Origin of the sequence: Legionella israelensis (assembly GCF_004571175.1) — a bacterium.
Lineage (GTDB): Bacteria > Pseudomonadota > Gammaproteobacteria > Legionellales > Legionellaceae > Legionella_D > Legionella_D israelensis.
Map to the genome: position 1 here is coordinate 595,906 of NZ_CP038273.1, position 26,162 is coordinate 622,067.

Here is a 26,162-nt window from a genome sequence, read left to right on the forward strand (position 1 = left end):
GTACACTTTGAGTTCTACAGCAGCTGATTATTTATTTTCCAATTTGCATTCCTGCGCCCAGACCCTTAACATCGCATTCCCTGTAGCTTGTAAATGATAAGGCACCTGACGAACTTCAGCTCCATAATTTTCCTTTTGCAAAGCAAGAAGCACTGGTCCCAGCATCGATGAAGTCTGGCCGGTCCTGTCAATTAAAGGAAAAACGCGGACCTCTTTGGCAACCCGCGCCAATTCACAAATCACTTGTATATGAAAATCAACGTCCTGATTATCCAGTTCAGCAAATAAGTAATGGGAACTTAGAGCAAAATCAAAGGCATGATTACCATAGGGTAATGTATATTCTGTCACCCCGATATACCGCTTTTCTTTTTTTCCTTTTTTATAATCAGCGAAAAACTCTTCCATTCCCTGTCGTCGTTTAGCAATCAGCTTTTCCAGGCTCCCCTCATATGAAAAATCAAAATGATCTTTTGCCAACATAACCTGTTCCACCATGTCCGCAAAAATTAAAGCTGTTTTTGAATATAAAGTATCCTTATCAAGAGTAAATAGAGGATCACAGCTTACTATTTTATGCCCAGCCTTTGATTGCAGAACATTCACAGCACTCGGACCACAGCCAAATTCCAAAATGGAGGAATTCATTTCTTCTTTTGTCAAATCAAACATTTCCTGATATTCTTCAGGAGTGTGCCCCCAAAGTACTAATTTGCGCATACAACTTCTCCTGTCCAACTAACTTATTCCAATTAATATTCTAAGCTCATTAATAGAATCTCTTTTTATCGCAGTGTACACGAATCCCGCATAATTTTAATTATTTTTTTAAATATAGTTAAGCTAAGTTCAAGTTCGACACAGAGAACATTAATACTTTCTTTATGACCAAACAAACCAGCCTAAAGCGCGTCCTTCTTTCATTAGAATTATTTATGTTACATGAAATTCAATATTAAATTCTGGTTGCAAGATCACACTGAATAAGTATAGTTTAATACAACCGAATACACGCTATGGAATCAAAAATGTACACTTCTTTAAATTATCAGCTTGGCGAAACCTATGACATGCTGAGAGATACGACCTACGAATTTGCCCAACATGAAATCGCTCCTCTCGCAGCACAAATCGATATTGAAAACAGCTTTCCCCGTCATCTATGGCCTAAGTTAGGCGAGATAGGCCTTTTAGGTATCACCGTTGGCGAAGAATATGGCGGTGCTAACATGGGCTATCTCGCTCATGTCATTGCCATGGAAGAAATCTCCAGAGCTTCTGCTTCCGTTGGATTAAGCTATGGCGCACATTCCAATTTGTGCGTAAATCAAATTTACCTTAACGGTACAAAGACTCAAAAAGAAAAATATTTACCTAAACTGGTTGAAGGAAAACACATTGGTGCATTAGCCATGAGCGAATCCAATGCCGGATCAGACGTGGTCAGCATGCAATTACAGGCTGAACAATCTAATGATAAATTTATTCTTAACGGCACGAAAATGTGGATCACCAACGGACCCGATGCTGATGTCCTGGTAGTGTATGCCAAAACGGATAAGCAGGCAGGAAGTAAAGGCATAACGGCATTCATTGTTGAAAAGGATTTCCTTGGCTTTCGTACCGCACAAAAACTCGATAAGCTCGGCATGCGAGGTTCTAACACTTGTGAGTTGGTTTTTGAGAACTGCGAAATCCCCTCAGAAAACATATTGGGCGATGTGAATCAGGGTGTCAAAGTATTGATGAGTGGACTGGATTATGAAAGAACTGTCCTTGCGGCTGGCCCCATCGGTATTATGCAAGCCTGTATGGATGTTGTGCTTCCTTACATTCATGAACGAAAACAATTTAATCAGCCAATAGGCGAATTTCAGTTCATTCAGGGTAAACTCGCAGATATGTATACCGAGCTATGTGCCTGCCGTGCTTATTTATATACGGTAGCTAAAGCTTGTGACCAGGGAATGGTCAGTCGAAAAGATGCAGCAGGTGCTATACTTTATACTGCCGAAAAAGCCACTCAAATGTCATTACAAGCCATTCAGATTTTGGGAGGTAACGGGTATATTAATGAATACCCGACGGGACGTCTTTTACGTGATGCCAAGCTTTATGAAATTGGTGCGGGTACTTCGGAAATCCGGCGTATGTTGATTGGACGTGAACTTTTTAACGAAACAGTATAAGGATAAGAAAAAATGGATGCAAATGAAATAGTCATTGTCGCTGGCAAAAGAACGCCCATGGGGGCTATGCTTGGAAGTTTATCTTCCCTTTCTGCCCCTGAGCTGGCCGCAAAGTCTAATAAAGCGGCCATGCAACAGGCCCATATTAACGGCGCAGATGTTGATGAAGTGATCAGCGGTTGCGTATTACAGGCAGGAATAGGTCAGGCACCTGCAAGACAGGCGGCCATAAAGGCAGGAATCCCAAGCTCTGTCGGTGCCAGTACCATCAATAAAATGTGCGGCTCAGGGATGAAAGCCGTCATGCTGGGTCATGATCTCATTAAAGCAGGTACAGCAAATATTGTTCTGGCCGGTGGAATGGAAAGCATGAGTAATGCACCTTATTTACTGGCTAAGGCACGTGCCGGATATCGTCTTGGACATGGGGAAATGAAGGATCATATGTTTCTTGACGGTCTGGAAGATGCTTATGAACCCGGTCGTTTAATGGGTTATTTTGCCGAAAAAACAGCCAGCAAATACCAGTTTAGCCGTGAACAACAGGATGAATTTGCTATCCGTTCACTGAAACGTGCCATACAAGCTAATGAAAACGGTACTTTTGCTGATGAAATGGTATCTATTACAATAAGCGGCAAAAAAGGTGAAATCACTGTAGATAGCGATGAAGGACCCAACCCCTCCAAGCTGGAAAAAATTTCCAAATTACGCCCTGCTTTTCAGGCTGACGGCACGGTTACTGCTGCAAATTCAAGTTCAATATCAGATGGAGCAGCCAGTCTCATTCTTATGACACAAGAAAATGCTGCGCAACGGGGCATAACGCCGTTAGCCAGAATTATTGCTCACGCCAGCCATGCCCAGGAGCCTGAATGGTTCACTACCGCACCGGTAGAAGCAATCCGTAAAGTATTGAACAAAGCCGGCTGGAATCCACATGATGTGGATCTTTATGAAATTAACGAAGCTTTTGCCGTCGTTACCATGGCAGCTATGGAAGAACTTGAATTAAATCCAGAACAGGTTAATATTCATGGCGGTGCCTGTGCCTTGGGACATCCTATTGGTGCCTCCGGTGCACGGATTATTGTAACTCTGATGAATGCCTTAAAACAGAAAAATAAAAAACGAGGTGTAGCCTCTTTATGTATCGGTGGAGGTGAAGCAACAGCAGTTGCTATTGAAATGTTATAATTTGGCGCGATGTTCGGCTTTTTTTAAAGCAGCGAATGAGCTTGGCCTGAGCAGTATATATTTGAGACATTCGAGCCAAAACCCCGGGATGCCTATGGGGCAAGCCACGGGGATTCGAAAAATCGAACATCGCGATAACGGCAAAACGATAACTTATCGAGAAATTGAAAATAAGTATCTATTCATCACAATTCAAAATCTCGAGGGAAAAGCCAGATTTAAGCGTGATTTATTTCAAGTCAAATTTGGCTTTTTCACTGAACTGTGTTGAATAGTTAGATAACAAAAGGTCATTTCATGTTAAGACAAGCACTTATTTATATAATATTAAGTATTCTGGTTGTGATATTCGCAAAATATTTTCATTTGCTTGTCGTGTATATCGACACTTTTTTCACCTACATCAGCGTCAAGATGACTTCGGTTTTCAGCATGAGTCATATAGGACTTCTTACACGTAAAGTGATTGTTCTGATTTTTCTGCCTGTACTCATTGCTGCTCTTCCAGCACTGGCCTATCGTGCAGTAAAAGGAGGCCGTATGCCCTACTTCATGGAGTTAACCTGGCTGCTCTGGCTGGTCATTGTATTAAGTAATGTTTTAATTCGCTAAGGATCGCTAATGGCTAAAATCATCAGTCAGCTCAACACTGAAAGTCATGAATTTAAAGTTAACGAAAAAGCCATGTTAAAACTGGTGAACCATCTGCAGGAAAGCATTGAAAAGATTGCCCAGGGTGGCGATGAGAAAGCCCGCAGCCGACACATCAAACATGGAAAACGCCTGCCACGTGAGCGATTACAATATTTGCTGGATGCCGGCAGTCCTTTTCTTGAGTTATCTCAACTGGCCGCCTATGAAGTATACGATGCCCCCCTGCCCGCTGCCGGTATTATTACAGGTATAGGCCGTATTTCCGGCACTGAGTGCATGATCGTGATCAACGATGCCACGGTTAAGGGTGGCACCTATTATCCTTTAACCGTTAAAAAGCATTTGCGTGCTCAGGAAATCGCCCAAATAAACCATTTGCCCTGTGTGTATCTTGTAGATTCAGGCGGTGCTTTTCTTCCTTTACAAGCTGAAGTTTTTCCGGATAGAGATCATTTTGGCCGTATTTTTTTTAATCAAGCCAATATGTCCGCCCTCAATATTCCTCAAATTGCGGTGGTTATGGGCTCATGTACGGCAGGAGGGGCCTACGTTCCAGCCATGGCCGATGAATCCATTATGGTCAGAAATCAAGCCACCATTTTTCTTGGAGGTCCTCCGCTTGTTAAAGCGGCTACCGGTGAAGTCATTTCAGCTGAAGAACTAGGTGGCGCTGATGTGCATTGCCGGGAATCAGGTGTGGCGGATCATTACGCCGAAAATGATGAGCATGCCTTGCATCTGGCTCGCGTTGCCGTAAGTCAGCTTAACCGCAAAAAAACAGAATTCTTAAACCGCATTGAGTCCCGTGAACCTGCTTACGATATCGATGAATTAAACGGTATAATACCCATTGATCACCGCAAACCTTTTGATATGCGTGAAGTCATTGCACGCCTGGTGGACGGCTCTGATTTTGATGAGTTTAAGGCCCTTTTTGGCACAACGCTTATTTGTGGCTTTGCCCATTTATACGGCTATCCTGTCGGCATCATTGCCAATAATGGTATTCTTTTCGGTGACAGTGCATTGAAAGGCGCGCAATTTATTCAGTTATGCTGCCAACGCCGTATCCCTTTAATTTTTTTGCAAAACATTACCGGTTTTATGGTCGGAAGTAAATATGAGGCCAGCGGCATCGCCAAACACGGCGCTAAAATGGTAATGGCAGTGGCCAATGCTAATGTTCCTAAATTCACCGTTATTGTCGGGGGCAGCTTTGGTGCAGGTAATTATGCCATGTGTGGGCGTGCTTATTCCCCCCGCTTTCTCTGGTCCTGGCCAAATGCCCGTGTTTCTGTAATGGGAGGAGAACAGGCAGCTAATGTTCTTGCCCAAATCAATCGTGACAAGCACCAGAAACAGGGTACAACATGGTCAGAGGATGAAGAAACCAGTTTCAAGGATAACATGCGCAATAAATATGAAACGGAGGGGAATCCTTATTATGCCAGTGCGAGACTCTGGGATGACGGCGTGATTGCCCCTCGCGATACTCGCAGGGTATTGGGTTTATCCTTGTCAGCAGCATTAAACAGTGTAAGTTGCCCTACGCAATTTGGTGTATTTCGTATGTAAGGAAAGCAAATGAGCGATCTGTTAACAGATATTGACGATAAAGTCTGCCTGATCACCTTAAATCGTGTCAGCAAACATAACGCCTTTGATGACAAATTGCTAAATGAATTGCAGATTCTTCTTAGCGATGCCATCAAAAATCCTCATGTTCGCACCATTATTCTCAAAGCTAACGGTAAACATTTTTCTGCTGGAGCCGATCTGGAATGGATGCAGCGCATGAGCCTGTATAATGAGGAGGAAAATATTGCCGATGCCATGGTTCTTGCTGAGCTAATGCACACATTATATAAAAGTATAAAGCCCACCATTGCCATGGTACACGGCGCAGCCTATGGTGGTGGAGCAGGACTCGCAGCTGCCTGTGATATTGCCATTGCTGCAGACAATGCCCGCTTCTGTTTTTCTGAAGTCAAACTTGGCTTGATTCCTGCAGTTATCAGTCCTTATGTCGTCAAAGCCATTGGTGAGCGTGCCGCCAAAGACTTGTTCATGACGGCTGATATTTTTGATGCTAAACGGGCAAAAGAACTGGGCCTGGTACAACACTGTGTTTTAGAGGATGAGCTTCATGATTTTACCCTCGCCTACGCCCATAAAATTGCCCATCATGCCCCTGCAGCCGTCGGTGAAGCCAAACAATTAGCAAGTACGGTCGCTGACAAAGAAATTACAAAAGAACTTATCAACTATACTGCCGAACTTATTGCGCGAAAAAGAGTTTCACAAGAAGGTCAAGATGGTCTGAATGCCTTTATTAATAAAAAAACACCTAACTGGAAATAGAGACAGCCATGTTTAACAGGATTTTAATTGCCAATCGTGGAGAAATCGCTTGCCGTATTATCAAGACTTTGAAAAATATGGGTATTTATTCCATTGCCATTTACTCTACAGCTGATAAAGACAGCGAACATGTCAGGCAGGCTGATAGCGCTTATTGCGTTGGAGAAGCATCGGCTACTTCCAGTTACCTGAACATCGAGGCCATTATTAAAGCGGCTGTTAACTCAAAAGCGGATGCGATTCATCCAGGTTATGGTTTTTTATCTGAAAATCCTAAATTCGCTTCAGCCTGTGTCGAAGCAAATATCGTATTTATTGGGCCTTCCATAAAAGCCATGGAAGCTATGGCATCCAAACAACTTGCAAAACAGTTGCTGGAAAAAACATCCGTTCCGCTGACCCCCGGCTACCATGGCAGCGATCAGTCCGATGAACGTCTGCTTCAGGCAGCTAAAAACATTGGTTTCCCGGTATTGTTAAAGGCAGCCAGCGGTGGAGGAGGCAAGGGCATGCGAACGGTACTGAATGAAGAAGATTTTTCTTCCTCTCTCGCCGCTGCCCGCAGAGAAGCCAAAGCCAGTTTCGCTGATGATACCATTATTATTGAAAAATTTATTGTGAGCCCTCGGCATATAGAAATACAAATCATGGCAGATAACCACAGCAAGGTTGTTCACTTGTTTGAACGAGACTGTTCCATTCAAAGACGCCATCAAAAAATCATTGAAGAAGCTCCTGCACCCCATCTATCCGACATCTTACGAGAAAATCTGGCCAAAGCCGCCTGTGAGGTCGCCCGGACCATTGATTATCGCGGAGCTGGAACCGTTGAATTTCTGCTCAATCAGGATGAACAATTTTACTTCATGGAAATGAACACCCGGTTACAGGTTGAGCATCCTGTCACTGAGATGATCACAGGCATTGATCTTGTTGACTGGCAAATACGCATAGCCGCTAATGAGCCGATTCCTTGTGAGCAAGAGGATATTCAAAGGAATGGCCATGCCATTGAATGCCGGATTTATGCAGAAGACCCATGGCAGAATTTTATTCCCTCAACGGGTCAAATCCGTTTTCTCAAAGAACCGCAAGGCACAGGCATACGCCTTGATAGTGGTATAAAACAGGGTTCAGATATTTCCATGTATTATGATCCAATGATAGCGAAGCTCATTGCCTGGGGCAGTCATCGCGATGAAGCATTAAAACGTTTACAACGAGCTCTTGATCATTATCATATAGGCGGCGTTAAAAGCAATATACCTTTCTTAAAGGGCGTTTGTAAAAACAAATCATTTATCAAAGGCAAATTAAGCACGAATTTCTTATCAAAGGAAAAAATTGATCTGCCTCACATTGATGAAGAAAAAGCACTTAAATTAGCAGCAGCATACGACTACTTTAAAACGTTTCAGAATTTCGATGATCCTTTATACCGCGACAGCTTTGGCTGGCACATGAATCTATCCAATCCATGGTACTGGAAATATACCATTGGTCAAAAATATATTGAATTAAAAATAACACCTCTTCATTCACAACGCTTTAACTTAACTTTAAACGATCAATCTTTTATTTATGACATTCAATATGAAAAGAATCAATTAACACTCGATGACGGTCAACAAAAACTAAGTGCTGACATTGAAGATTTGGAGACTATTCTGCACATCTACGATGAGATGGGTCAGATCATGGTAGAACAGTATAACTGGAAATCCCTTGATGCTCATGCAAGTCAACAAAAAGGGCAGCTTACTTCACCTATGCCAGCGACTGTTGTTGCTATCTTAAAAAACATTGGAGAAGCCGTTAAGGCAGGTGAGCGTCTTATTGTACTTGAGGCCATGAAAATGGAACATACCATTCATGCCCCTTCCGATGGCATATTAACAAAATTGTTTTATAATGTAGGCTCACAAGTCAAAGAAGGCGCAGAATTGCTCACCCTTGAAGAGATAGCGCCGCAGGAATAACGCAGGGTTACAATGGACTATCCACAGCATGTAACGATTACAGAAGTAGGCCCGAGAGATGGCTTACAAAATGAATCTTCCTTTGTTCCCACTGAAAAAAAAGTGGCTTTCATTAATTTGCTGAGTGAATCGGGTTTAAAACATATTGAAGTCACAAGTTTCGTATCTCCAAGAGCTATTCCTCAACTGGCTGATGGTGAAGAAGTATTCCGAGCAATCAAAAAAGAGGAAGACGTGCGCTACTCGGCCTTAGTGCCGAATGAGCGTGGCATGTATAGTGCCTTAAATGCGGGAGTTAAAGAAATTGCTGTGTTTACCGCCGCCAGTGAAGAATTTAATCAACGTAACATCAACTGTTCCATTGAAGAAAGCATCAAGCGTTTTTTGCCCGTCATCAAAATAGCTAAAGAACACCGGATGAAAGTCAGAGCTTATGTTTCCTGTGTCCTTGGCTGTCCCTATGAAGGAGCCATATCTCCTTCACAAGTCAGCCAAGTGGTGGATCGTTTATTGGCGCTGGAAGTTGATGAGATATCTCTCGGAGATACCATCGGTGTAGGCACAGCCAAGCAGACCAAACTGCTGCTTGATGCTATTTTGAAACAATTGCCTTGCGAGAGTCTGATCATGCATTTCCATGATACTTACGGGCAGGCTATAGCAAATATATATGCTTCACTTGAATATCAAATCAGTCGCTTTGACAGCTCTGTAGCCGGCCTTGGAGGCTGCCCTTATGCCAGAGGTGCCAGCGGCAATGTGGCCACAGAAGACGTTCTTTATTTAATGCACGGACTGGGCATTGAAACGGGCGTGGACATTTTTAAAATTGTCGCAGCCGGTGAAATGATGTGTCAGATTCTTGGTCGAAAAAATCAATCCAAAGTCGCCAATGCTTTACTGGCCAATCCCTGCTAATGAAAGGAGGCATGACAGTGTCAAATATCGTTTGGAAACCCAATCATCCTGAATTAACCCAAATGTGGCAATTCATGCGTTTTATTGAACAAAAATATGACTTAATTTTTGAAAACTATCATCAGTTACATGAATGGTCCATACATCATCCGGAGCGCTTCTGGCAAAATTTATATGAATTTTTTTCCTTTTCTTTTGACACGTCCCCTCATGAAATCCTTCATCCTTTTGATGAAATGATCAATGCCCGTTGGTTCACCGGGGCCCGCTTCAATTTTGCTGAAAAACTATTATCAAGAAATGATGATTACCCGGCACTCATCTCCATTGACGAAAACAACCACCGTCAAGTTTTTTCCTACCGGCAACTGCGCAAGGAAGTGGCTGAATGTGCAGCAGGACTTAAAAGCCGAGGTATTAAAGAAGGCGATCGCGTGGTGGCTGTTTTGCCTAATATTGCCGCTACAGTCATAGCCATGCTTGCAACAGCCTCGCTCGGCGCCATCTGGTCTTCATGTTCACCTGATTTTGGAGCCCAGGCCATCATTGATCGTCTGGGGCAGATTGAACCTAAGTTACTCTTTATCTGCGATGGCCATCAATACCAGGGAAAAATTCACTCGGCCACAGAAAAAATCAAACAAATAGCTGAAGCCATACCCAGTCTAAAAGACATTGTTCTTATCCCATTCGTAGGAGAAAAAATCTTAGGCAAGCTTTCATCCTCCATCGTCGAATGGAAAGATTTTAAAAAGACATCCAGCTCACTTAAGTTCACTTCCCTGCCCTTCAACCATCCTTTGTATATTCTTTACTCCTCAGGAACCACAGGAAAACCCAAATGCATCATTCATGGCGCAGGAGGGACACTCCTTCAACATATGAAAGAGTTGGGTCTGCATACGGATATAAAAGAAGGAGATAATCTTTGCTTCTATACCACCTGTGGATGGATGATGTGGAACTGGATGGTTTCTGTATTGTCGTTAGGAGCAACGCTTACCTTGTATGAAGGCTCTCCAACGTTTCCTGACGCAGGACGAATGTTTCAATTGATTGAAGATGAACAAATCACCGTTTTTGGAACCAGTGCAAAATTCATTTCCGCCATTGAAAAAACGGGAATAAAACCCAAAGACAAATACCGACTTGATGGTTTACGCTGTATTTTATCCACCGGCTCGCCGCTTTTACCCAAAAATTATGATTATGTTTACCAGCAGCTCAAACCAGAGGTACAGCTTTGTTCTATTTCTGGAGGAACGGATATTATTTCCTGTTTCGCTTTAGGCAATCCTATCTTACCTGTATATCGCGGTGAACTTCAATGTGCAGGATTAGGAATGGCAGTTGAGGTTTTTGATGAGCAAGGCCGTTCCGTACGACAAACGCATGGAGAGCTGGTTTGCACCAAACCTTTCCCCTCGATGCCAATGGGTTTCTGGAATGATCCTGATCAATCCAGGTATAAAAAGGCTTATTTTGCTCGCTTCCCTAACGTCTGGGCTCATGGTGATTTTGCAGAAATTACAAAGCATCATGGCCTCATTATTCATGGCCGCTCTGACTCGGTCCTCAACCCTGGAGGCGTTCGTATAGGAACAGCGGAAATCTATCGCCAGATTGAAAAAATTCCGCAAGTGTTAGACAGTGTGGTTGTAGGCCAGAATTGGGAAGATGATGTCCGCGTTGTCCTTTTTGTAAAATTAAAAGAAGGGATTGAATTAAGCGATGAATTAATCACTACCATCCGTCAAACCATTCGCACACATGCCTCTCCAAGGCATGTGCCGGCAAAAATTCTTCAGGTAAAAGATATCCCCCGTACCATCAGTGGTAAAACCGTAGAAGTTGCCGTAAGAAAAATCATTCACGGGGAATCGATTGAAAATGTGGAATCATTAGCTAATCCCGAAGCCTTGGAATATTTTAAAAATCGTGATGAACTAAGGACTTAATAACGCATTTTACACAGCACCGTATTTTTAGAAGATGGAGTAACTCTGCTTTAGCCATTTTTTAGGGATTGAATCCCCACTACTTGATAGCGGGGGTCCATACGGAGCTTCGCATGGATCAACTATGTCTTAACCGTTTTTTAAATTTAATTAATCTATCATCATGCACAAAATAATCCCGAATTAAAATCTCTTATTCTGGCATTTGCAATAACAATGATTTTTCGCATTAAAGCAGTTAAAGCTACCATCTTTTTCTTTCCGGAAGAAATTAACTGATTGTAGAAAGATTTTAAGCTAGAATTTGAATTTCTTGCAGCCATGGCAGCTAAGAATAATATGGGCTTAATTCCACATCTGCCATAACCAATACACCGATAACCGCTAAACTGCCCGCTATCATTTGCCTTTGGTGCAAGGCCAGCAAGCGAAGCAATTTTACGTCGCGTTAAGGAACCTAATTCTGGTAATAAGACAAGAAGCTCATTAGCAATGATATCCCCTATGCCGGGAATAGTTTTTAGAATAGCTTTTTTTTCTCTTAACACTCATGTTACGCACTAAACCTTGCTGCTCCCTGAAATTTAATTAAAATTTCATCCCTGATTTTTAGGGAGGAAGATTTAATGGATATGCTTGATATTTATAGTGACTATTTGATTTGCCAGAATAAATATGCAACAGCTACAGGTTTATCGGAGATGTTGGATGGTGAATTTGCTCACGACAAGGTGACACGATTTTTACGACTACAAGATTTTGGTTCCAAAGCGCTCTGGAATTATGTCAAGAAGTCAGTCAGGGAGAGTGAAGCATCAGACGGTGTTCTTTTATTGGATGACTCGATTGAGGAGAAGCCTTACACGGATGAGAATGAAATTAATTGTTGGCATTATTCCCATGCTAAAGGTGATGTGGTCAAAGGGATTAATATCCTGACCTGCATGGTTCGGTATGGTGACTTCAGTGTTCCTGTTGGTTATGAAGTTATCAAAAAAGACGTTGCTTTTTGTGACATTGAAACAAGGCAAGCTCGCAGAAAGTCATCCACGACTAAAAATGAACTTTTTCGCAAGCTTATCGCACAAGCGGTTAGTAATCATGTGTTGTTTGACTTTGTACTTGCGGACAATTGGTTTGGCTCGAAGGCCAATATGGCTTACATCCATAATGACCTTCAAAAATCGTTTATTATTGGGATTAAATCTAATCGAACCTTAGCTTTATCCAAAAACGACGCCAACAACGGACGGTACACAAAAGTCAGAGAATTAGAGCTTGAAGAGGACATAGCCCACACAGTCTATCTCAAGGGATTAGACTTCCCAGTGAGGCTTTTGAAGAAAATTTTCAAAAACGAAAATGGTTCTACAGGGGTTCTCTATCTCGTTTCTAATGACATGACCAGCAGTGCCGAACGTCTTTATGAAGTGTACCAGAAACGGTGGCGGATTGAAGAGTATCACAAGTCAATTAAACAAAATGCAAGCCTGAACAAGTCTCCAACCCGTACGGTTAAAACACAATCCAACCATATCTTTGCCGCAATCATTGCATACTGCAAACTGGAAATGATGAAAATAAAGACAAAATTGAATCACTTTGCCATCAAGTACAAATTAATACTCAGGGCTAACCAAATTGCTATGCAGGAGTTAAAAAATATGGCTCGTTAAAGTCGATTGTGCGTAACATGAGTTAACACAGAGTCAGCCTCTATCAAGGTATTTATTTCATCTGTAATGGTCTTGATTTGATTATTAAGCACCTCGAGCATTGCATTACAGCTCGCTTTGATGATGTCCGCGCGAGGAGCTTTTAATCTATTCTTTTCTGCAACAAGCATTTGTTTTAAATCATTACGACGCTGCACCAACTCAAATAAGGCAAGGGCTTTTGTTGATTGAGGAGTAAATAGTTCTAGTCGTTGTGCTCGCTCATACCCATATAAAGCCAATGAGAGGGCATCCAGTTTATCCGTCTTTGCCTCATTGCCATAAGATTGAATAAATCGTTTGACCTTACGTGTATTAGCTCGATGTACTGCAAACCCTGACTCACACAAAGTGAGCAATAATTGCATCTCATAACCGCCTGTCGTTTCTAATACAGTTAAAGCATATTTTAATTTACTCTTGAAATCGTTTATAAACGCTTTAATACCTGTCGGATTATTTTCATATTCGTATATCTTTTTTGAGCCATACATCGCTACAACAAAAGAAATTTTTCCAATATCGATACCAATATAATTACTGTATAATGACATGCGCGCCTCGAAATTTTATTGTTTAGGATTGTAAGCGGACGTTCTTTAATCAGAGTCCTTTCAACTATTCAAACGTTTCGAGAGCAGGGCTAGAGTACCTTGATCCAGACGGTTGTTAAAACCTATTCCGCGACGGTCGCTCACGCCCGTGCCCTTTATTTTTACAATAAGGGGCTACTCTCTTAATGGCCATTATATAATTTTTTGTAACTTACAATTACCGCGGTCGATGCCGCGGTAATTCGTGCCATTCTATTTTCTCAAGTCATCGATTTAAAGCGACTTTGATAAATATAACGGTGCGCTTCCAAGGTCTTTAATCTATTGCTTTCCTTTACTTGAAAATGGCTAAAGTCCAGAGTAAATGAGCATTTGAAATTCCAAAATGCGTCCAAAGAGGCAAAAAAGACGAAGCTGCGTAACATGAGTAAATAAAATAAGAAGTTGAATTATCATCCATCACTAAGGTATAATTATTTCTTGCGCCGATTTGAACACTCAGCTTGCGGGCGCTCAAAAGAAACGCTTCTTTTGTAAACTCGGCTAAAGCGGGCAGTAATAATCCCTCTTTCCCGCCTCCGCATGCTGTATCTCAGGAATATTGAATGATTGAACTGCATGAACTTTCCAAATCCTTTGCTGGTCATCCGGCACTGAAAAATATAAATCTATTTATTCAGGAAGGAGAAATTTTTGGCATTATAGGGAAATCCGGTGCTGGTAAATCCACTGTACTTCGCTCCATAAATCTCCTTGAACATCCTGATAAAGGAGAAGTGGTCATCGATGGAGAAGATATTACCCGCCTAGGCGAGAGGAAGCTGCGCCAAGCCCGGCATAAGATGTCCATGATTTTCCAGCATTTTAATCTACTGCATTCCAAAACCGTGTATGACAATATTGCTTTGCCTATGCGTATCCAGGCAATGCCTGAAACAGACATCAAAACAAAAATCGATGAGCTTCTTCCTCTGGTTGAATTAAGTGATAAAGCAAATGCTTACCCTTCTCAACTTAGTGGAGGTCAAAAACAAAGAGTTGCCATTGCCCGAGCATTGAGTACTTCCCCCAAAATTCTGCTTTGTGATGAGGCAACTTCCGCCTTGGATCCCGAAACCACCAACGCCATATTGACTCTGCTAAAAAAAATCAATGAACTTTATGGCATTACCATTGTTCTCATCACCCATGAAATGGAAGTGGTCAAGCGTATTTGCCATCGATTAGCCATCATGGAAAAAGGCAGCGTCATTGAATCCACCGCTCTGGCAAATGCTTTTACTGATAAAAACAGTGTGGCTCGAAGTCTACTCCTTTCGCATATCAGTCCTGAGCTTCCACCCGGTCTGGCCAGTAAAATAGTTCATTTTCCAACGGAAAAACCATTAATACGTCTTTATTTTCAGGGGGAAGAAGCCACTGTTCCTTTTATCAGTCAAACTAGCCGTGAACTCGACATCAATATTAATATTCTACTGGCTAATATTGATCGTTTTGACACCATTACCTGTGGTGTCCTTGTGGTTGAACTTAACGCCAGTTCCCTGTTGCTTGATGCTTTCAAGAAAAAATGTGAAGAGGCTGGGATTAGTGTGGAGATTTTAGGATATGTCACAGATGATGTTATTTGAATTGTTGATTGCCACCGGAGAGACCCTTTATATGGTCTTTGCCAGCACTTTTTTCGCCGTTGCTCTGGGTTTACCCTTGGGCACCTGGCTTCACAGCTCAGCCCGTATCAAACCTAACCCGAATGTTTATCGGCTGTTATCCGGTCTTATTAATGTGACCCGCTCTATTCCTTTTATTATTCTTTTGGTGGCTTTAATCCCTTTCACTCGTTTCATTGTTGGTACATCCATTGGCACCAATGCCGCCATGGTGCCTTTAACCTTAGGTGCAACTCCTCTGTTTGCCCGTCTAGTGGACAATGTTTATCAAGGATTATCTGCCGGTTTAATTGAAACAGGGTATTCCATGGGAGCGAACAGCTGGCAAATGATCCGTTATATTTTATTGCCCGAAGCCTTGCCCGGATTAATTCAGGCCGCCACGGTAACAGCCATTACCCTGGTGAATTACTCAGCCATGGCGGGAACTGTTGGCGGAGGAGGTTTAGGTGATCTGGCGATTCGTTATGGTTACCAACGATTTGATGCCATGATCATGCTGACGACCGTTTTTATTCTCGTTATCATTGTACAGTTGATTCAAAAGGCGGGAGATCATTTGGCACGTCGTTTTACTCATTAACTCATATTATGCGGTACAGTATTTTTTAGAAAATTTGGATGCATTTTAGAATTTTAAAGTGCCGTTTACATGGAGTAAATGAGCATTTAAAATTCCAAAATGCACCAAAAGATGCAAAAAAGACGAAGCTGCGTAACGTGAGATATTAATATTTACGGAGATTTAAATGCGTATTATCAGTTTATTACTATTAGTCCTTAGCCTAATAGCCTGCAGCAAACCTTCACCCAATACTTTAGTCATTGGCACCATAGCCGGGCCCGAAACTGAGCTCGTTGAAGCAGCAAGAGCGATAGCTCATAAAAAATATGGCCTTACCATTAAAATTGTTGAATTCAGTGATTATAACCTGCCAAATGAAGCCTTACAGGATGGCAGTCTGGATGCCAATGTCTATCAGCATCTGCCTTATCTACAAGCAGCCAAGAAAGCTCATGGCTATGATCTTGTGGCTATCGGCAAAACCTTTGTCTATCCTACGGGTATCTATTCAAAAAAATACCGCAGCTTAAAAGCGCTTCCTGACAACGCCACCATAGCCATACCCAATGATCCGAGTAATGAAGCCAGAGCCCTCATTCTGCTGGAACAAGCAGGATTAATTGGTTTAAGTGAAGACAGTCACACGGCAAGCGTCAAAGACATTACAAATAACCCTAAAAAACTTCGTTTTAAAGAGCTGGATGCAGCCCAGTTGCCAAGAGTCTTATCAGATGTTGATGCCGCTGTAATTAACACCAATTTCGCCCTTCCGGCAGGACTTAAGCCATCGCAAGATGCACTGTTTCTGGAAAACAAGGACTCTCCTTATGCCAATATCGTCGTCATCAAGCGAAACAGTCCCAAAAAAGAACAACTTAAGGACTTTGTAAAAGCCCTTAACTCAGAGGAAGTCAGGAAAAAGGCTCAGGAGATTTTTGGCGATGCAGCCATTCCTGCCTGGTAAGGTTAAGTTAAGGATTTGATGTTATACTTTAATAAATAAAATTATACGAGGCTAGAATAATGGGTATTTTATACAAGGCAGGTAAAGCTTTATTGTACCATTCTTGGAAAGGAGCCTGGAGCCTTGCCGGTACAAACAATAAAGTCTTTACTCCCGACGAAAGAAAAAAATTATTTGAAGAACACCAGGATCTTATTGGTATAGGACCTGCAAGCTTTAACGAGTCTGTATTAAAAGATTACAACTCATCAAGAACCAAAGACTATCGTGGCTTTGCCCAAATCAAACTTCCTGATGGCAGTAACATTGGTGAAAAACTCAAAAAAACTGTCGTCAGTGGAGAAGCAAATAATGTTCGTGATACACTTGCTGGTGTTTTTGAGCAAACTTCTGCCTTAAAAAATGGACTGGACGATTATGATAAAGGCATGAAAGAAATTGAAAAACTACGTCAAGAGGTTGGTAAAACATTAAGCGCTGAAGACTTGGTCAATAAATTAAAAAACATAGGCAATGGCGCTAAAAAATCCCTTTCCGAACAGCAAAAAGCAGAAAAAGACAAACTGGAAAAATTATTTGACGATTCAAATTTCGTAGATAATCTTAAAAACTCTTTAAATCTAAGCGATGATGAAGAAGTCAAAAAAATTAAAAAGGAAATGCTAGACACCTTAGATAAAAAGCATGCAGAGGAGAAAAAAAACCTTGAAGTAGAAATTGCAAAAAATGAAGTAAATTTACACAAAGCTGCACAAAAGGAAATTAATGAGCGACTCTTCATTGCCTTGATGTATAAAAATTATCCTGAGTCCATGAAAAAAAAGATTGAGGACATCGCCAATGAAAAAAACCCTAGAAGCTCTACCATTCAAGTCGGTATGAATGATAATGGCATTGATCTTAGCGGTGTCACGCTGGATGATTTAACAAAAGCGGGATTGGAAACGGTCAGAGGGCGACCTCTTTCATATGACAAAGACACCAATACTTTCTCCATTCATTTCGCAAATCGCTGGCGTGAACCTGGACTTTCCATAGATCCTAGAAACACCTATAGAAATGAAATTAAATCTGTCGTTCAGGCCGTTAAAGCCACTGGCTCGACCGGCATTTCCCTGAAGGTCGATTTCAAGGATGAAGAGGTAGCAAAACAAAGAGCCAGGCAATCGGTTCTGGCAGCCTTGGAAGCCGGCTTTCATCCCAAGGGCATCACCATCAATATGCCAAATCAAGGCAAAACCTATAAAATGGATGATAAGGGAGGCAATCCTTTCAAGGATTTTATGTCCGATTCTGAGTGGAATGCAGCTCTAAAGAAATATGAGAAAGATAAAAAAATACAAGATAACATTGGACCGAAAAATAATGAGGATTACAAAAATAACCTCAAATTATTAAAATCAGCCAAACCTAAAGAAAAAAGTGAAGAGAAAAAATCTGAATCTCCACGCGCGACAATGTAAATTATTCCACGAGTATTGAAGAATGGGGGTACCCTGCAAAGACTTTTTAATTTGCAGGCGCCCCTATAGTAATGCAAATTTCCATCCCAGCAAATATAATCGAAATGCCACCCATTTTCTCTGGATACAATCTCAACTGACAGTTATTCCTCCCTGCCTGTAAAAATTAGTTGTTCTTTCATCAGCAATTATGATAATTTGATAGATCAGCACAAAAGCTCAATGAAGCCATCCAGAGGGATTTTATATACGCTTTTAGCAAAGGAGATAGCTATGAGTATTCGTCGTTTTGATGATTTCGAAACAGCCGTTGAAGAGTTTATTGAATCACAGGAAAGCCTTTCTGATGTCTGTCCCTCAACCAAACTCGAAAGACGAAGACGCATTGAAGAGCTAAATGAAGAAAAAATGCTGCGTCAGGAGTTAGGCGATTATGAGCTTGATTTTTGCGAATATTAAATTCTGTTAACGGGAATCTGACATTCTGCACCACAGCATTTTAGTGAAAATTAAAAATATATGAGCATTTGCGATTCAAATTTATGGTAATAGATCCCCCATGTTGAAGATTTATCTAACACTCGGATTTTCGTTCAAGATGGACCAAACACGGCCATTCAAGGCAGGAGGTTGATCTCTTACAATTTATGTAAGTGATCAGTCCTGCTCAGGAAAATAAAGATCAAAACGCACCGTTTTTCCTTCAATACATGCATCAGCCGGCAATAAGCCGGCTTGTTTTTGGGGCCATTTGACCACCACTCTCTGTTTTACTTTTTTTCTGGCAATACGTAAAAGCTCCAGGGCATCCTCATCCGTACCAATAAACTGTTGCAAAGCTTGCATGTTCTTTTTCACCAAAGCAGACTTTTGTCGTATGGGGTGCATGGGATCAATGTAGATAACATCAGGAAAATCGCTTTTTTTTAAAGAAAATAAATAGTCTCGAGCATCTACAGGTAGTAAAGCCAGACGCAAGCTTGCCTGGCTTTTTGCATCCTGCCTTTGCAAGGCATCTTCCAGTAAAGCAGCCATGACAGGATGTCGCTCCAGCATCAGCACTTCAGCACCAAAACAGGCCAAAAGAGCAGCATCCTGCCCCCAACCTGCTGTAGTATCTATGATATGCATCCCGGGTTTTGGCTTACAAGCCCTTACCAGAGCCCATTTTTTACCTTCCAGGCATCGTTTCTGCCAGAAAGGCAAATTGAAGTCAGCATACAAGGGTGAAAAACCTTTGATCTTTAAACTCAGTCTTTCTTCTGAGACAAGTAAAGATATTTTATGTTCATCATCCAAAGGAAGACTAAGTTTATTTGCCAGTCGAATCGCTTTATCTCGCAATTTTTCATTGGTATAACTGACTGCAATGGAATCCTTTATCATGGAAATAAATCAGCTTCCCGCTGGCAGCTGCAATAAAGAAATATCGGCAACCCCCATCAACAAACGTTGTAAACGTGAAAGAAGCTTCAAGCGGTTGGTTCTTATGACTTCATCATCCACCATTACCATAACCTTATCAAAAAAATCATCCACTGATTTTCGCAAGCCGGCAAGACGCTCCAAAATCTTCATATAATTTCCTGCCACATACCAGGGCTCTATCTCTTTTTCTATAAAAATGATCTGGCGATATAACTCCATTTCCGCCTCTTCCGTGAAATGAATATCCTCAAAAATACCGGTTTTAGAAACAGTATCTTCGCTTACTGGCACATCCTGCAAAATATTGTTAACCCGTTTACAGGCAGCGGATAATGAAGCAGCCTCAGGTAGCGCTACAAAAGATTTAAGAGCCTGTAGGCGTTGATCCGTATCGTAGAGCCATTCATTCTGACAGGCGAGCACAGCATGGATCAGATCAGAAGTCACACCTTGCAGTTGATAATGAGATTGCAAGCGGTCAAGTATAAAGTTTTTGATATCCGTTACAAGCTCGTCTGGAATGTCTAGTCGACCGATATAGCCTTGAGCAGCATCATGAATTAAGCTTGATAATTTTAATTTAGCAGGTGTTGATTGCAATAAACGCACAATCGCAAAGGCATGACGACGAAGTTTAAAAGGATCCTTTACACCTGAAGGTTTCTGGCCAATGGCAAAAATACCAGCCATCGTATCAAGCCTGTCAGCGAGTGATAGAGCCAATCCTAGAGGTGTTTCAGGCAATTCGTCACCGGAAAAACGCGGTAAATATTGTTCTTTTAAGGCAACAGCAACCGCTCTGTCTTCCTTGTCATTTAAAGCATAATAATAACCCATCAACCCTTGTAGTTCAGGAAATTCTCCCACCATACCAGTCATCAAATCACATTTGGATAATCGCGCTGCAGATTCCACCTGCTCAGGCGATAAAGCAAGTGAATGTATCCATTGGCTCATGAGGGCCTGTATACGATTGGTCTTATCCTGCAAAGATCCCAGACGATTCTGAAAAACCACCTGAGCTGTCATATCCATGTAGCTATTCAAAGGCTTCTTTTTGTCCTGATGGAAAAAGAAGGCAGCATCACTGAGACGTGCATGCATGACTTTCTCGTTACCTACAACCACTTCTTTAACGTCCTTGCTTTCTATATTCGCGACGGTAATAAAACACGGTAACAGTTGCCCTTCCTGATTTTTCAGGGCAAAGCATTTTTGGTGAGACTGCATGGAGGCAATTAAAGCCTCAGGAGGAACATCCAGAAATGCATCATCAAAGCCTGCCAATAAAGCTTTTGGCCACTCAACAATGGAGGTCACCTCATCTAACAGCTCACGGCTCATGACAGGGACTGCCTTTTTCGTTTCAGCAAGTTCATTAACTTGTTTAACGATTTCCTCCCGACGCGAAGCAAAATCAGCTATAACATAAGCCTCACGCAATTGCATTTCATACGTTGACGGAGAAGAAACAGTGATCTCGGATGCATGATGGAAACGATGTCCGCGACTCTTGCGATCCGTGGTAACACCCAGGATTTCAGCCGAAATCACTGTATCTCCATAAAGCAAAACGGCCCAATGAACCGGTCTTACAAATTCAATTTCAGCTTCTCCCCAACGCATTGGTCTTGTAATGGGTAATGAGGCCAGAGCCTGATCGATGAGAGCAGGTATCAATTGCTCTGTTTTTTCACCTTCTTGCACTGACTCATATACTATCCAATCGCCTTTATCCGTCTTAACAGTGGACAATTTTTCAATGGCAACCCCACAAGAACGGGCAAATCCTGAAAGCGCGGCTGTAGGACAATCTTGCTCATCATAAGCAGCCTTTAGGGCAGGTCCTTTACGAGTGATGGTTTTTTGCGGTTGCTGGGTTTGTAAATTTTTAATTCTCACCGCCAGTCTTCGTGGGGCTGCAAAGTACTTTATTTCAGTATAATTTAATTGTGCTTTATCAAGACTGGATGAAAGATGATTAGCCAGCTCTTCTGCCAGAGGTAAAACAGAAGCGGAGGGCAATTCTTCACAACCTAACTCAAATAATAAATCTTTGGACATTCAAACACCTTTTTGCATAGGAAACCCAAGCACCTCCCGTGCTTGATAATAAGCCTGGGCCACAGCCCTTGATAGTTTGCGGACACGTAAAATATAACGTTGTCTCTCAGTCACCGATATGGCATGCCTTGCATCCAGCAAATTAAATGTATGCGATGCCTTCATTACCATTTCATAAGCAGGTAGCGGCAGTTGCAATTCGACCAGTTTTTCGGCTTCTGCTTCATGATGGTCAAACTGTTTGAATAAAAATTCAACATTAGCGTGCTCAAAATTATAAGCAGACATTTCCACTTCATTCTGATGGAAAACATCTCCGTAGGTGATAAGCCCATAACTGGTTTTACTCCAGGGAAGTTCAAACAGGCTGTCTACCCCTAACACGTGCATGGCAATACGTTCCAGACCATAGGTTAGCTCACCGGTTATCGGCTTACATGCCAAGCCACCCACCTGCTGAAAATAAGTAAACTGAGAAATTTCCATTCCGTTTTGCCAGACTTCCCATCCGAGCCCCCAGGCCCCCAAGGTAGGAGATTCCCAGTTATCTTCAACGAAGCGTATATCATTGACTAATGGGTCAATACCTAAGGCTCTCAATGAATCGAGATACAATTCCTGAATATTTAAAGGTGAGGGTTTCAAAACCACTTGAAACTGATAATAATGTTGAACGCGATTGGGGTTCTCACCATAACGACCATCCGTTGGTCTTCTTGACGGTTGGACATAAGCTGCATTCCAGGGCTCAGGGCCTATGGCTCGCAAAAAAGTTGCCGGATGAAAAGTCCCAGCGCCGACTTCCATATCCAAAGGTTGTAAAATAACACAGCCTTGTTCAGCCCAATATTGTTGAAGGGTAAAAATTATCTCCTGAAATGTACTTGGTTTTGCCATTAAAAAATCTCAATAAAATAAATAATAAAAATTAGGTTCTGTTGTTTCGCCTATCTATATCATTCGAATGCCTACAGCTTGGTAGCGGGATCTGGCGTTCTTCAAAGCTTCATTTGGATCCTGCGGTCAACCCGCAGGAATTCGAAGTTCGTATTAACTGTTTTATTTTAAATCATTCGATAGCTTAAAACTTATATATCGAAGCAAAGCATCCCAGATCTCTAGAGCCTGGTGACTTACGATTGATCACCAGCCGCCTTTTCAATGAGCTCTTGTAACGTTTCTTCACTGGCAGCCCCTGGAATAAAGGACGTATCAGCACCTTGCTTATACTTTCCAGAAGGCGTTGAGGCAATAATAAACGCTGGCGTTCCCATTAAACGTAATTTTTCAGCAAGCTCCCTGTTCTCTTTAAGCTCATCGGTTACTTTTGTGCTGTCCATGTCTTTTTTCAGCTTTTCGATATTCAAGCCTAATGATTTTGCGGTATCCATAATCAATTGCTCATTTAAGCGCTTATCAAGCTTTAACAAGGCATTATGCATCTCTTTATATTTGCCTTGCATCGAAGCCGCCAATGCAGCCCTTGAGGCTAACTCAGAACTTTTACCAAAAATAGGGAATTCCTTATAAATCACTCGTAAATTATTATCTTTTTTTAACAGTTCACTGACCACAGGAGCCATTTTTTTACAATGAATGCATTGATAGTCAAAAAATTCAACCAAAGTGACATTTCCTTTTGGATTCCCCAGCACAGCCATGCTGTCACTAAACAATTGACTGGCATTCTGCTGGATGGCAGATTTTGCCTCTTCTTGCAATGTCTGCTGTTGTTTTTGCTGCAGAGCCTGGGATGCTTCTAATAATACTTCCGGATGATTTACTAAATAATCATGAACGATTTTTTCAATTTGTTTCTTTTGAGCATCCGACATTGCATCCGCTGCCGTTACGGTCGGTGAAGTCAAAACGCTTGCCAATGCTCCTGCTGCCAATAAATATTTTATATTCACATCTATCCCCTTTAATTTTCCATCCGAATCTGGTCATGGTTCTGCTGGCTTTAAATGAAATCATTTATTTTACTGCCTCATGTAACACAGCTTCGTCTTTTTTGCCTCTTTGGACGCATTTTGGAATTTCAAATGCTCATTTCCATGTAAACTGCGCTTTAAAATTCCAAAATACGTCCAAATCTTCTAAAAAATACTGTGCTGCGTAACATGAGTTACTACCTGACAATAGGCGCAGCAGAAAAACTCAACAGAGCCTAGCACCAGCCGAAAATAAATTCAATATTTCTGCAGTGATTATTGAGTTGCAGTATATCCATACAAGAAGCTGAGACAAAAGCAATTTAAGTTGTGAGCTTTACTTCATTCTCAATCTTCAGATTGGCGTAGGCTAAAACCAGCCATTTGGTACCGTGAAGGGAAAATTTAACCTGTACGCGTGTATGAGCACCTTGCCCTTCAATGGCTAAAATCACGCCTTGCCCGAATTTTTCATGACGGACAGTTTGTCCTAAACCAAGTCCGATGTCTTCTTCACGGATAGAGGAATGCTCTTTAAAAACAGCTGCCTGAACATGAGTTTTAGGTCGAACTTCCTCTAATAATGACTCAGGTAATTCGCGTAAGAATCGTGAAGGACGATGGTATTCTTCGCGTCCAAACTGACGGCGGACCTCGGCATATGATAGTATCAGTCTTTCCATAGCACGCGTCATGCCTACGTAACATAGTCGACGCTCCTCTTCAAGACGCCCTGGTTCTTCAATGGATTTTTTGGCAGGAAAAACGCCTTCTTCCATACCGACCAAAAACACCAAAGGAAACTCCAGTCCTTTTGCCGCATGAAATGTCATTAAATGAACATAATTCTCATGCTCATCAGCCTGCATTTCCCCGGCTTCAAGAGAAGCATGGGCCAGAAATCCCATAAGCGGTGGTAAATCATCGTCCGTCTGTTCATAACGATATTGCCGAGCAGCGTTAACCAGTTCCTGCAGGTTTTCCAATTTGGATTCTGATTTATCCCCTTTAAGCCTGGTAAAATGCTCATGCAAACCACTCAAATGAACGACTTCTGCAATTTGCTCATCCAATTCCATCCCTGCCGTATCCTGCTGCATTTTTTTGATCAAGCCTGTAAATTTTGCCAGCGACATGGCTGCCCTCTGTGACAATAAGCCATCATCACTCATTTTTCCCGCTGCCTGCCATAAAGAACACTCCTCAGATTTGGCAAAATGACGAAGCTCTTCCAGCGTTTTTTCGCCAATACCGCGTGCAGGGAAATTCACTATCCGTTCAAAAGCCGTATCATCATCTTGATTCACCAGCAAACGCAGATAAGCAAGAGCATCCTTGATTTCAGCACGCTCAAAAAAGCGAAGACCACCATGAATACGATAAATTATGCCGGCACGCAATAAGGCTTCCTCAAGAACACGTGACTGGGCATTGGAACGATACAAAATGGCAATATCATCAGCACTGGCGCCCTTTTCCAATTCAGATCGAATACGTTCACTGATGAAACGAGCTTCTTCAAGCTCATTAAAGGCGCTGAAAACAAGGATTTTTTCGCCTTCTGCCCCTTGTGTCCATAAATTCTTACCCATACGGGAACGATTATGGGTAATTAAGGCATTTGCTGCATCCAGAATGGTCGAAGTAGAACGATAATTCTGCTCCAGGCGGAAAATATCCGTATCTTTAAAATCACGGGAAAATTGCTGAATATTTTCTATTTTTGCTCCACGCCATCCATAAATAGACTGATCGTCATCACCAACGGCCATCACAGGCGTCTGAGATCCAGCCAATAAACGAATCCAGGCATATTGAATGGTATTGGTATCCTGAAATTCATCAACTAGAATTGCCTGAAATCGACTCTGATAGTGAGCCAACAGTTCAGAGTTATTACGCAACATTTCATGGGTTCGTAACAGTAATTCAGCAAAATCTATTACACCTGCTGTCTGACAAGTTTGTTCGTAAGCCCGGTAAATACGTATCAGAGTCTGAGTTGGACCGTAATGCAAAGGATCGATATGCTGTGGTCTCAATCCTTCGTCTTTTTTACTGTTGATAAAAGATTGTACTTGTTTTACAGGCCATTGATCCACATCAAGATTAAGGGAAGTGATCACTCTTTTTATCACACGTGCCTGATCTTCGCTATCAAGGATGTGAAACTGCTCGGGTAGCCCGGCTTCAGTATAGTGCCGACGTAAAAGTCTGTGACACAAACCATGGAATGTCCCTACCCATAAGCCTAACACCGGAGTTGACAGCATCGCATTCAAACGAGCTTTCATTTCACCGGCTGCCTTATTGGTAAAAGTGACCGCTAACAGAGCATGTGGAGACAAATCCATTTCTTCAATCAACCAGGCAATTCGACTGACCAATACTTTTGTTTTTCCACTTCCTGCGCCGGCTAAGACCAATATGTTTCCCAAAGGTGCGGTAACAGCCTTGCGCTGTTTTTCATTAAGTCCTTCGAGCAAAGCTCTTATTGTCATAAATCAATTCCAACTAAAAAACTAAATGCCATTATCTTAAATTTAGCA

General features: G+C 41.9%; 21 protein-coding genes and 2 pseudogenes. 15 read left to right on the forward strand and 8 right to left on the reverse strand.

From position 1 onward, the window contains the following. Positions 1-27: 27 nt before the first annotated feature. Positions 28-720 carry a hypothetical protein gene (locus tag E4T55_RS02545; protein WP_058502488.1) on the reverse strand — a complete coding sequence of 231 codons (693 nt, stop codon included), beginning with the start codon at positions 718-720 and terminating at the stop codon, positions 28-30. Between the two features lie 308 nt (positions 721-1,028). Here E4T55_RS02545 and E4T55_RS02550 point away from each other — a divergent pair, with 308 nt between their 5' ends. The 9 genes from E4T55_RS02550 (at position 1,029) to E4T55_RS02585 (ending at position 11,256) form a co-directional block, all read left to right on the forward strand. Then, positions 1,029-2,189 (forward strand): isovaleryl-CoA dehydrogenase, encoded by a 1,161-nt coding sequence (locus tag E4T55_RS02550; protein WP_058502489.1) that lies wholly within the window; start codon positions 1,029-1,031, stop codon positions 2,187-2,189. A 12-nt stretch (positions 2,190-2,201) separates the two neighbouring features. Next, positions 2,202-3,386, forward strand: a complete 1,185-nt coding sequence (locus E4T55_RS02555) for a thiolase family protein (protein WP_058502490.1) — start codon at positions 2,202-2,204, stop codon at positions 3,384-3,386. Between the two features lie 94 nt (positions 3,387-3,480). Continuing rightward, the gene (locus E4T55_RS15170; RefSeq protein WP_165475164.1) at positions 3,481-3,657 is read left to right on the forward strand and encodes a hypothetical protein; all 177 of its coding nucleotides are present in this window, start codon (positions 3,481-3,483) and stop codon (positions 3,655-3,657) included. Positions 3,658-3,683: 26 nt separating this feature from the next. Further along, on the forward strand, positions 3,684-3,998 hold the full coding sequence (locus tag E4T55_RS02560; RefSeq protein WP_058502492.1) for a hypothetical protein: 315 nt from the start codon (positions 3,684-3,686) through the stop codon (positions 3,996-3,998). Between the two features lie 9 nt (positions 3,999-4,007). Continuing rightward, complete coding sequence (locus E4T55_RS02565) at positions 4,008-5,615, forward strand: carboxyl transferase domain-containing protein (RefSeq protein WP_058502493.1); 1,608 nt, start codon at positions 4,008-4,010, stop codon at positions 5,613-5,615. Between the two features lie 9 nt (positions 5,616-5,624). Continuing rightward, positions 5,625-6,401, forward strand: a complete 777-nt coding sequence (locus E4T55_RS02570; RefSeq protein ID WP_058502494.1) for an enoyl-CoA hydratase-related protein — start codon at positions 5,625-5,627, stop codon at positions 6,399-6,401. Between the two features lie 8 nt (positions 6,402-6,409). After that, positions 6,410-8,380 (forward strand): acetyl/propionyl/methylcrotonyl-CoA carboxylase subunit alpha, encoded by a 1,971-nt coding sequence (locus E4T55_RS02575; RefSeq protein WP_058502495.1) that lies wholly within the window; start codon positions 6,410-6,412, stop codon positions 8,378-8,380. Positions 8,381-8,392: 12 nt separating this feature from the next. Next, positions 8,393-9,298 (forward strand): hydroxymethylglutaryl-CoA lyase, encoded by a 906-nt coding sequence (locus E4T55_RS02580; RefSeq protein WP_058502496.1) that lies wholly within the window; start codon positions 8,393-8,395, stop codon positions 9,296-9,298. A gap of 17 nt (positions 9,299-9,315) precedes the next feature. After that, complete coding sequence (locus E4T55_RS02585) at positions 9,316-11,256, forward strand: acetoacetate--CoA ligase (RefSeq protein WP_058502497.1); 1,941 nt, start codon at positions 9,316-9,318, stop codon at positions 11,254-11,256. A gap of 161 nt (positions 11,257-11,417) precedes the next feature. On the opposite strand, the pseudogene E4T55_RS02590 reads toward E4T55_RS02585, so the two are convergent. Further along, positions 11,418-11,804 (reverse strand): annotated as a pseudogene (locus tag E4T55_RS02590) (transposase); the annotation flags it as partial. A 78-nt stretch (positions 11,805-11,882) separates the two neighbouring features. Here E4T55_RS02590 and E4T55_RS02595 point away from each other — a divergent pair. After that, entirely contained in the window at positions 11,883-12,932 is a 1,050-nt protein-coding gene (locus E4T55_RS02595; RefSeq protein ID WP_115325247.1) for an IS701 family transposase, read from the forward strand. Between the two features lie 20 nt (positions 12,933-12,952). Here the strand turns inward: E4T55_RS02595 and E4T55_RS02600 are convergent. After that, positions 12,953-13,525: pseudogene (locus E4T55_RS02600) on the reverse strand (IS110 family transposase); the annotation flags it as partial. A gap of 605 nt (positions 13,526-14,130) precedes the next feature. On the opposite strand from E4T55_RS02600, the gene E4T55_RS02605 reads away from it, so the two are divergent. The 5 genes from E4T55_RS02605 to E4T55_RS02625 all read left to right on the forward strand — a co-directional run bounded on the left by E4T55_RS02605 (position 14,131) and on the right by E4T55_RS02625 (position 18,646). Then, positions 14,131-15,156 carry a methionine ABC transporter ATP-binding protein gene (locus tag E4T55_RS02605; RefSeq protein WP_058501155.1) on the forward strand — a complete coding sequence of 342 codons (1,026 nt, stop codon included), beginning with the start codon at positions 14,131-14,133 and terminating at the stop codon, positions 15,154-15,156. Then, positions 15,134-15,778: a methionine ABC transporter permease gene (locus E4T55_RS02610; protein ID WP_058501156.1), complete on the forward strand. Its 645-nt coding sequence runs from the start codon at positions 15,134-15,136 to the stop codon at positions 15,776-15,778. The genes E4T55_RS02605 and E4T55_RS02610 overlap by 23 nt, the downstream gene beginning before the upstream one ends. Before the next feature lie 166 nt (positions 15,779-15,944). Then, positions 15,945-16,724 (forward strand): MetQ/NlpA family ABC transporter substrate-binding protein, encoded by a 780-nt coding sequence (locus E4T55_RS02615; RefSeq protein ID WP_058501157.1) that lies wholly within the window; start codon positions 15,945-15,947, stop codon positions 16,722-16,724. A 59-nt stretch (positions 16,725-16,783) separates the two neighbouring features. Continuing rightward, positions 16,784-18,187, forward strand: coding sequence for a hypothetical protein (locus tag E4T55_RS02620; protein ID WP_058501158.1), 1,404 nt, complete (start codon positions 16,784-16,786; stop codon positions 18,185-18,187). A 273-nt stretch (positions 18,188-18,460) separates the two neighbouring features. Further along, positions 18,461-18,646, forward strand: a complete 186-nt coding sequence (locus tag E4T55_RS02625) for a PA3496 family putative envelope integrity protein (RefSeq protein ID WP_058501159.1) — start codon at positions 18,461-18,463, stop codon at positions 18,644-18,646. 198 nt (positions 18,647-18,844) lie between these two features. Here the strand turns inward: E4T55_RS02625 and E4T55_RS02630 are convergent, their stop codons facing one another. The 5 genes from E4T55_RS02630 to uvrD all read right to left on the reverse strand — a co-directional run bounded on the left by E4T55_RS02630 (position 18,845) and on the right by uvrD (position 26,114). Continuing rightward, positions 18,845-19,573, reverse strand: coding sequence for a class I SAM-dependent methyltransferase (locus tag E4T55_RS02630; protein ID WP_058501160.1), 729 nt, complete (start codon positions 19,571-19,573; stop codon positions 18,845-18,847). Positions 19,574-19,582: 9 nt separating this feature from the next. Next, positions 19,583-21,679, reverse strand: coding sequence for a glycine--tRNA ligase subunit beta (glyS, locus tag E4T55_RS02635; RefSeq protein ID WP_058501161.1), 2,097 nt, complete (start codon positions 21,677-21,679; stop codon positions 19,583-19,585). Then, positions 21,680-22,576 (reverse strand): glycine--tRNA ligase subunit alpha, encoded by an 897-nt coding sequence (gene glyQ, locus E4T55_RS02640; RefSeq protein WP_058501162.1) that lies wholly within the window; start codon positions 22,574-22,576, stop codon positions 21,680-21,682. A 236-nt stretch (positions 22,577-22,812) separates the two neighbouring features. Next, complete coding sequence (locus tag E4T55_RS02645; protein WP_065235973.1) at positions 22,813-23,586, reverse strand: DsbA family protein; 774 nt, start codon at positions 23,584-23,586, stop codon at positions 22,813-22,815. Between the two features lie 350 nt (positions 23,587-23,936). Further along, positions 23,937-26,114, reverse strand: coding sequence for a DNA helicase II (gene uvrD, locus E4T55_RS02650; RefSeq protein WP_058501164.1), 2,178 nt, complete (start codon positions 26,112-26,114; stop codon positions 23,937-23,939). Positions 26,115-26,162: the final 48 nt, after the last annotated feature.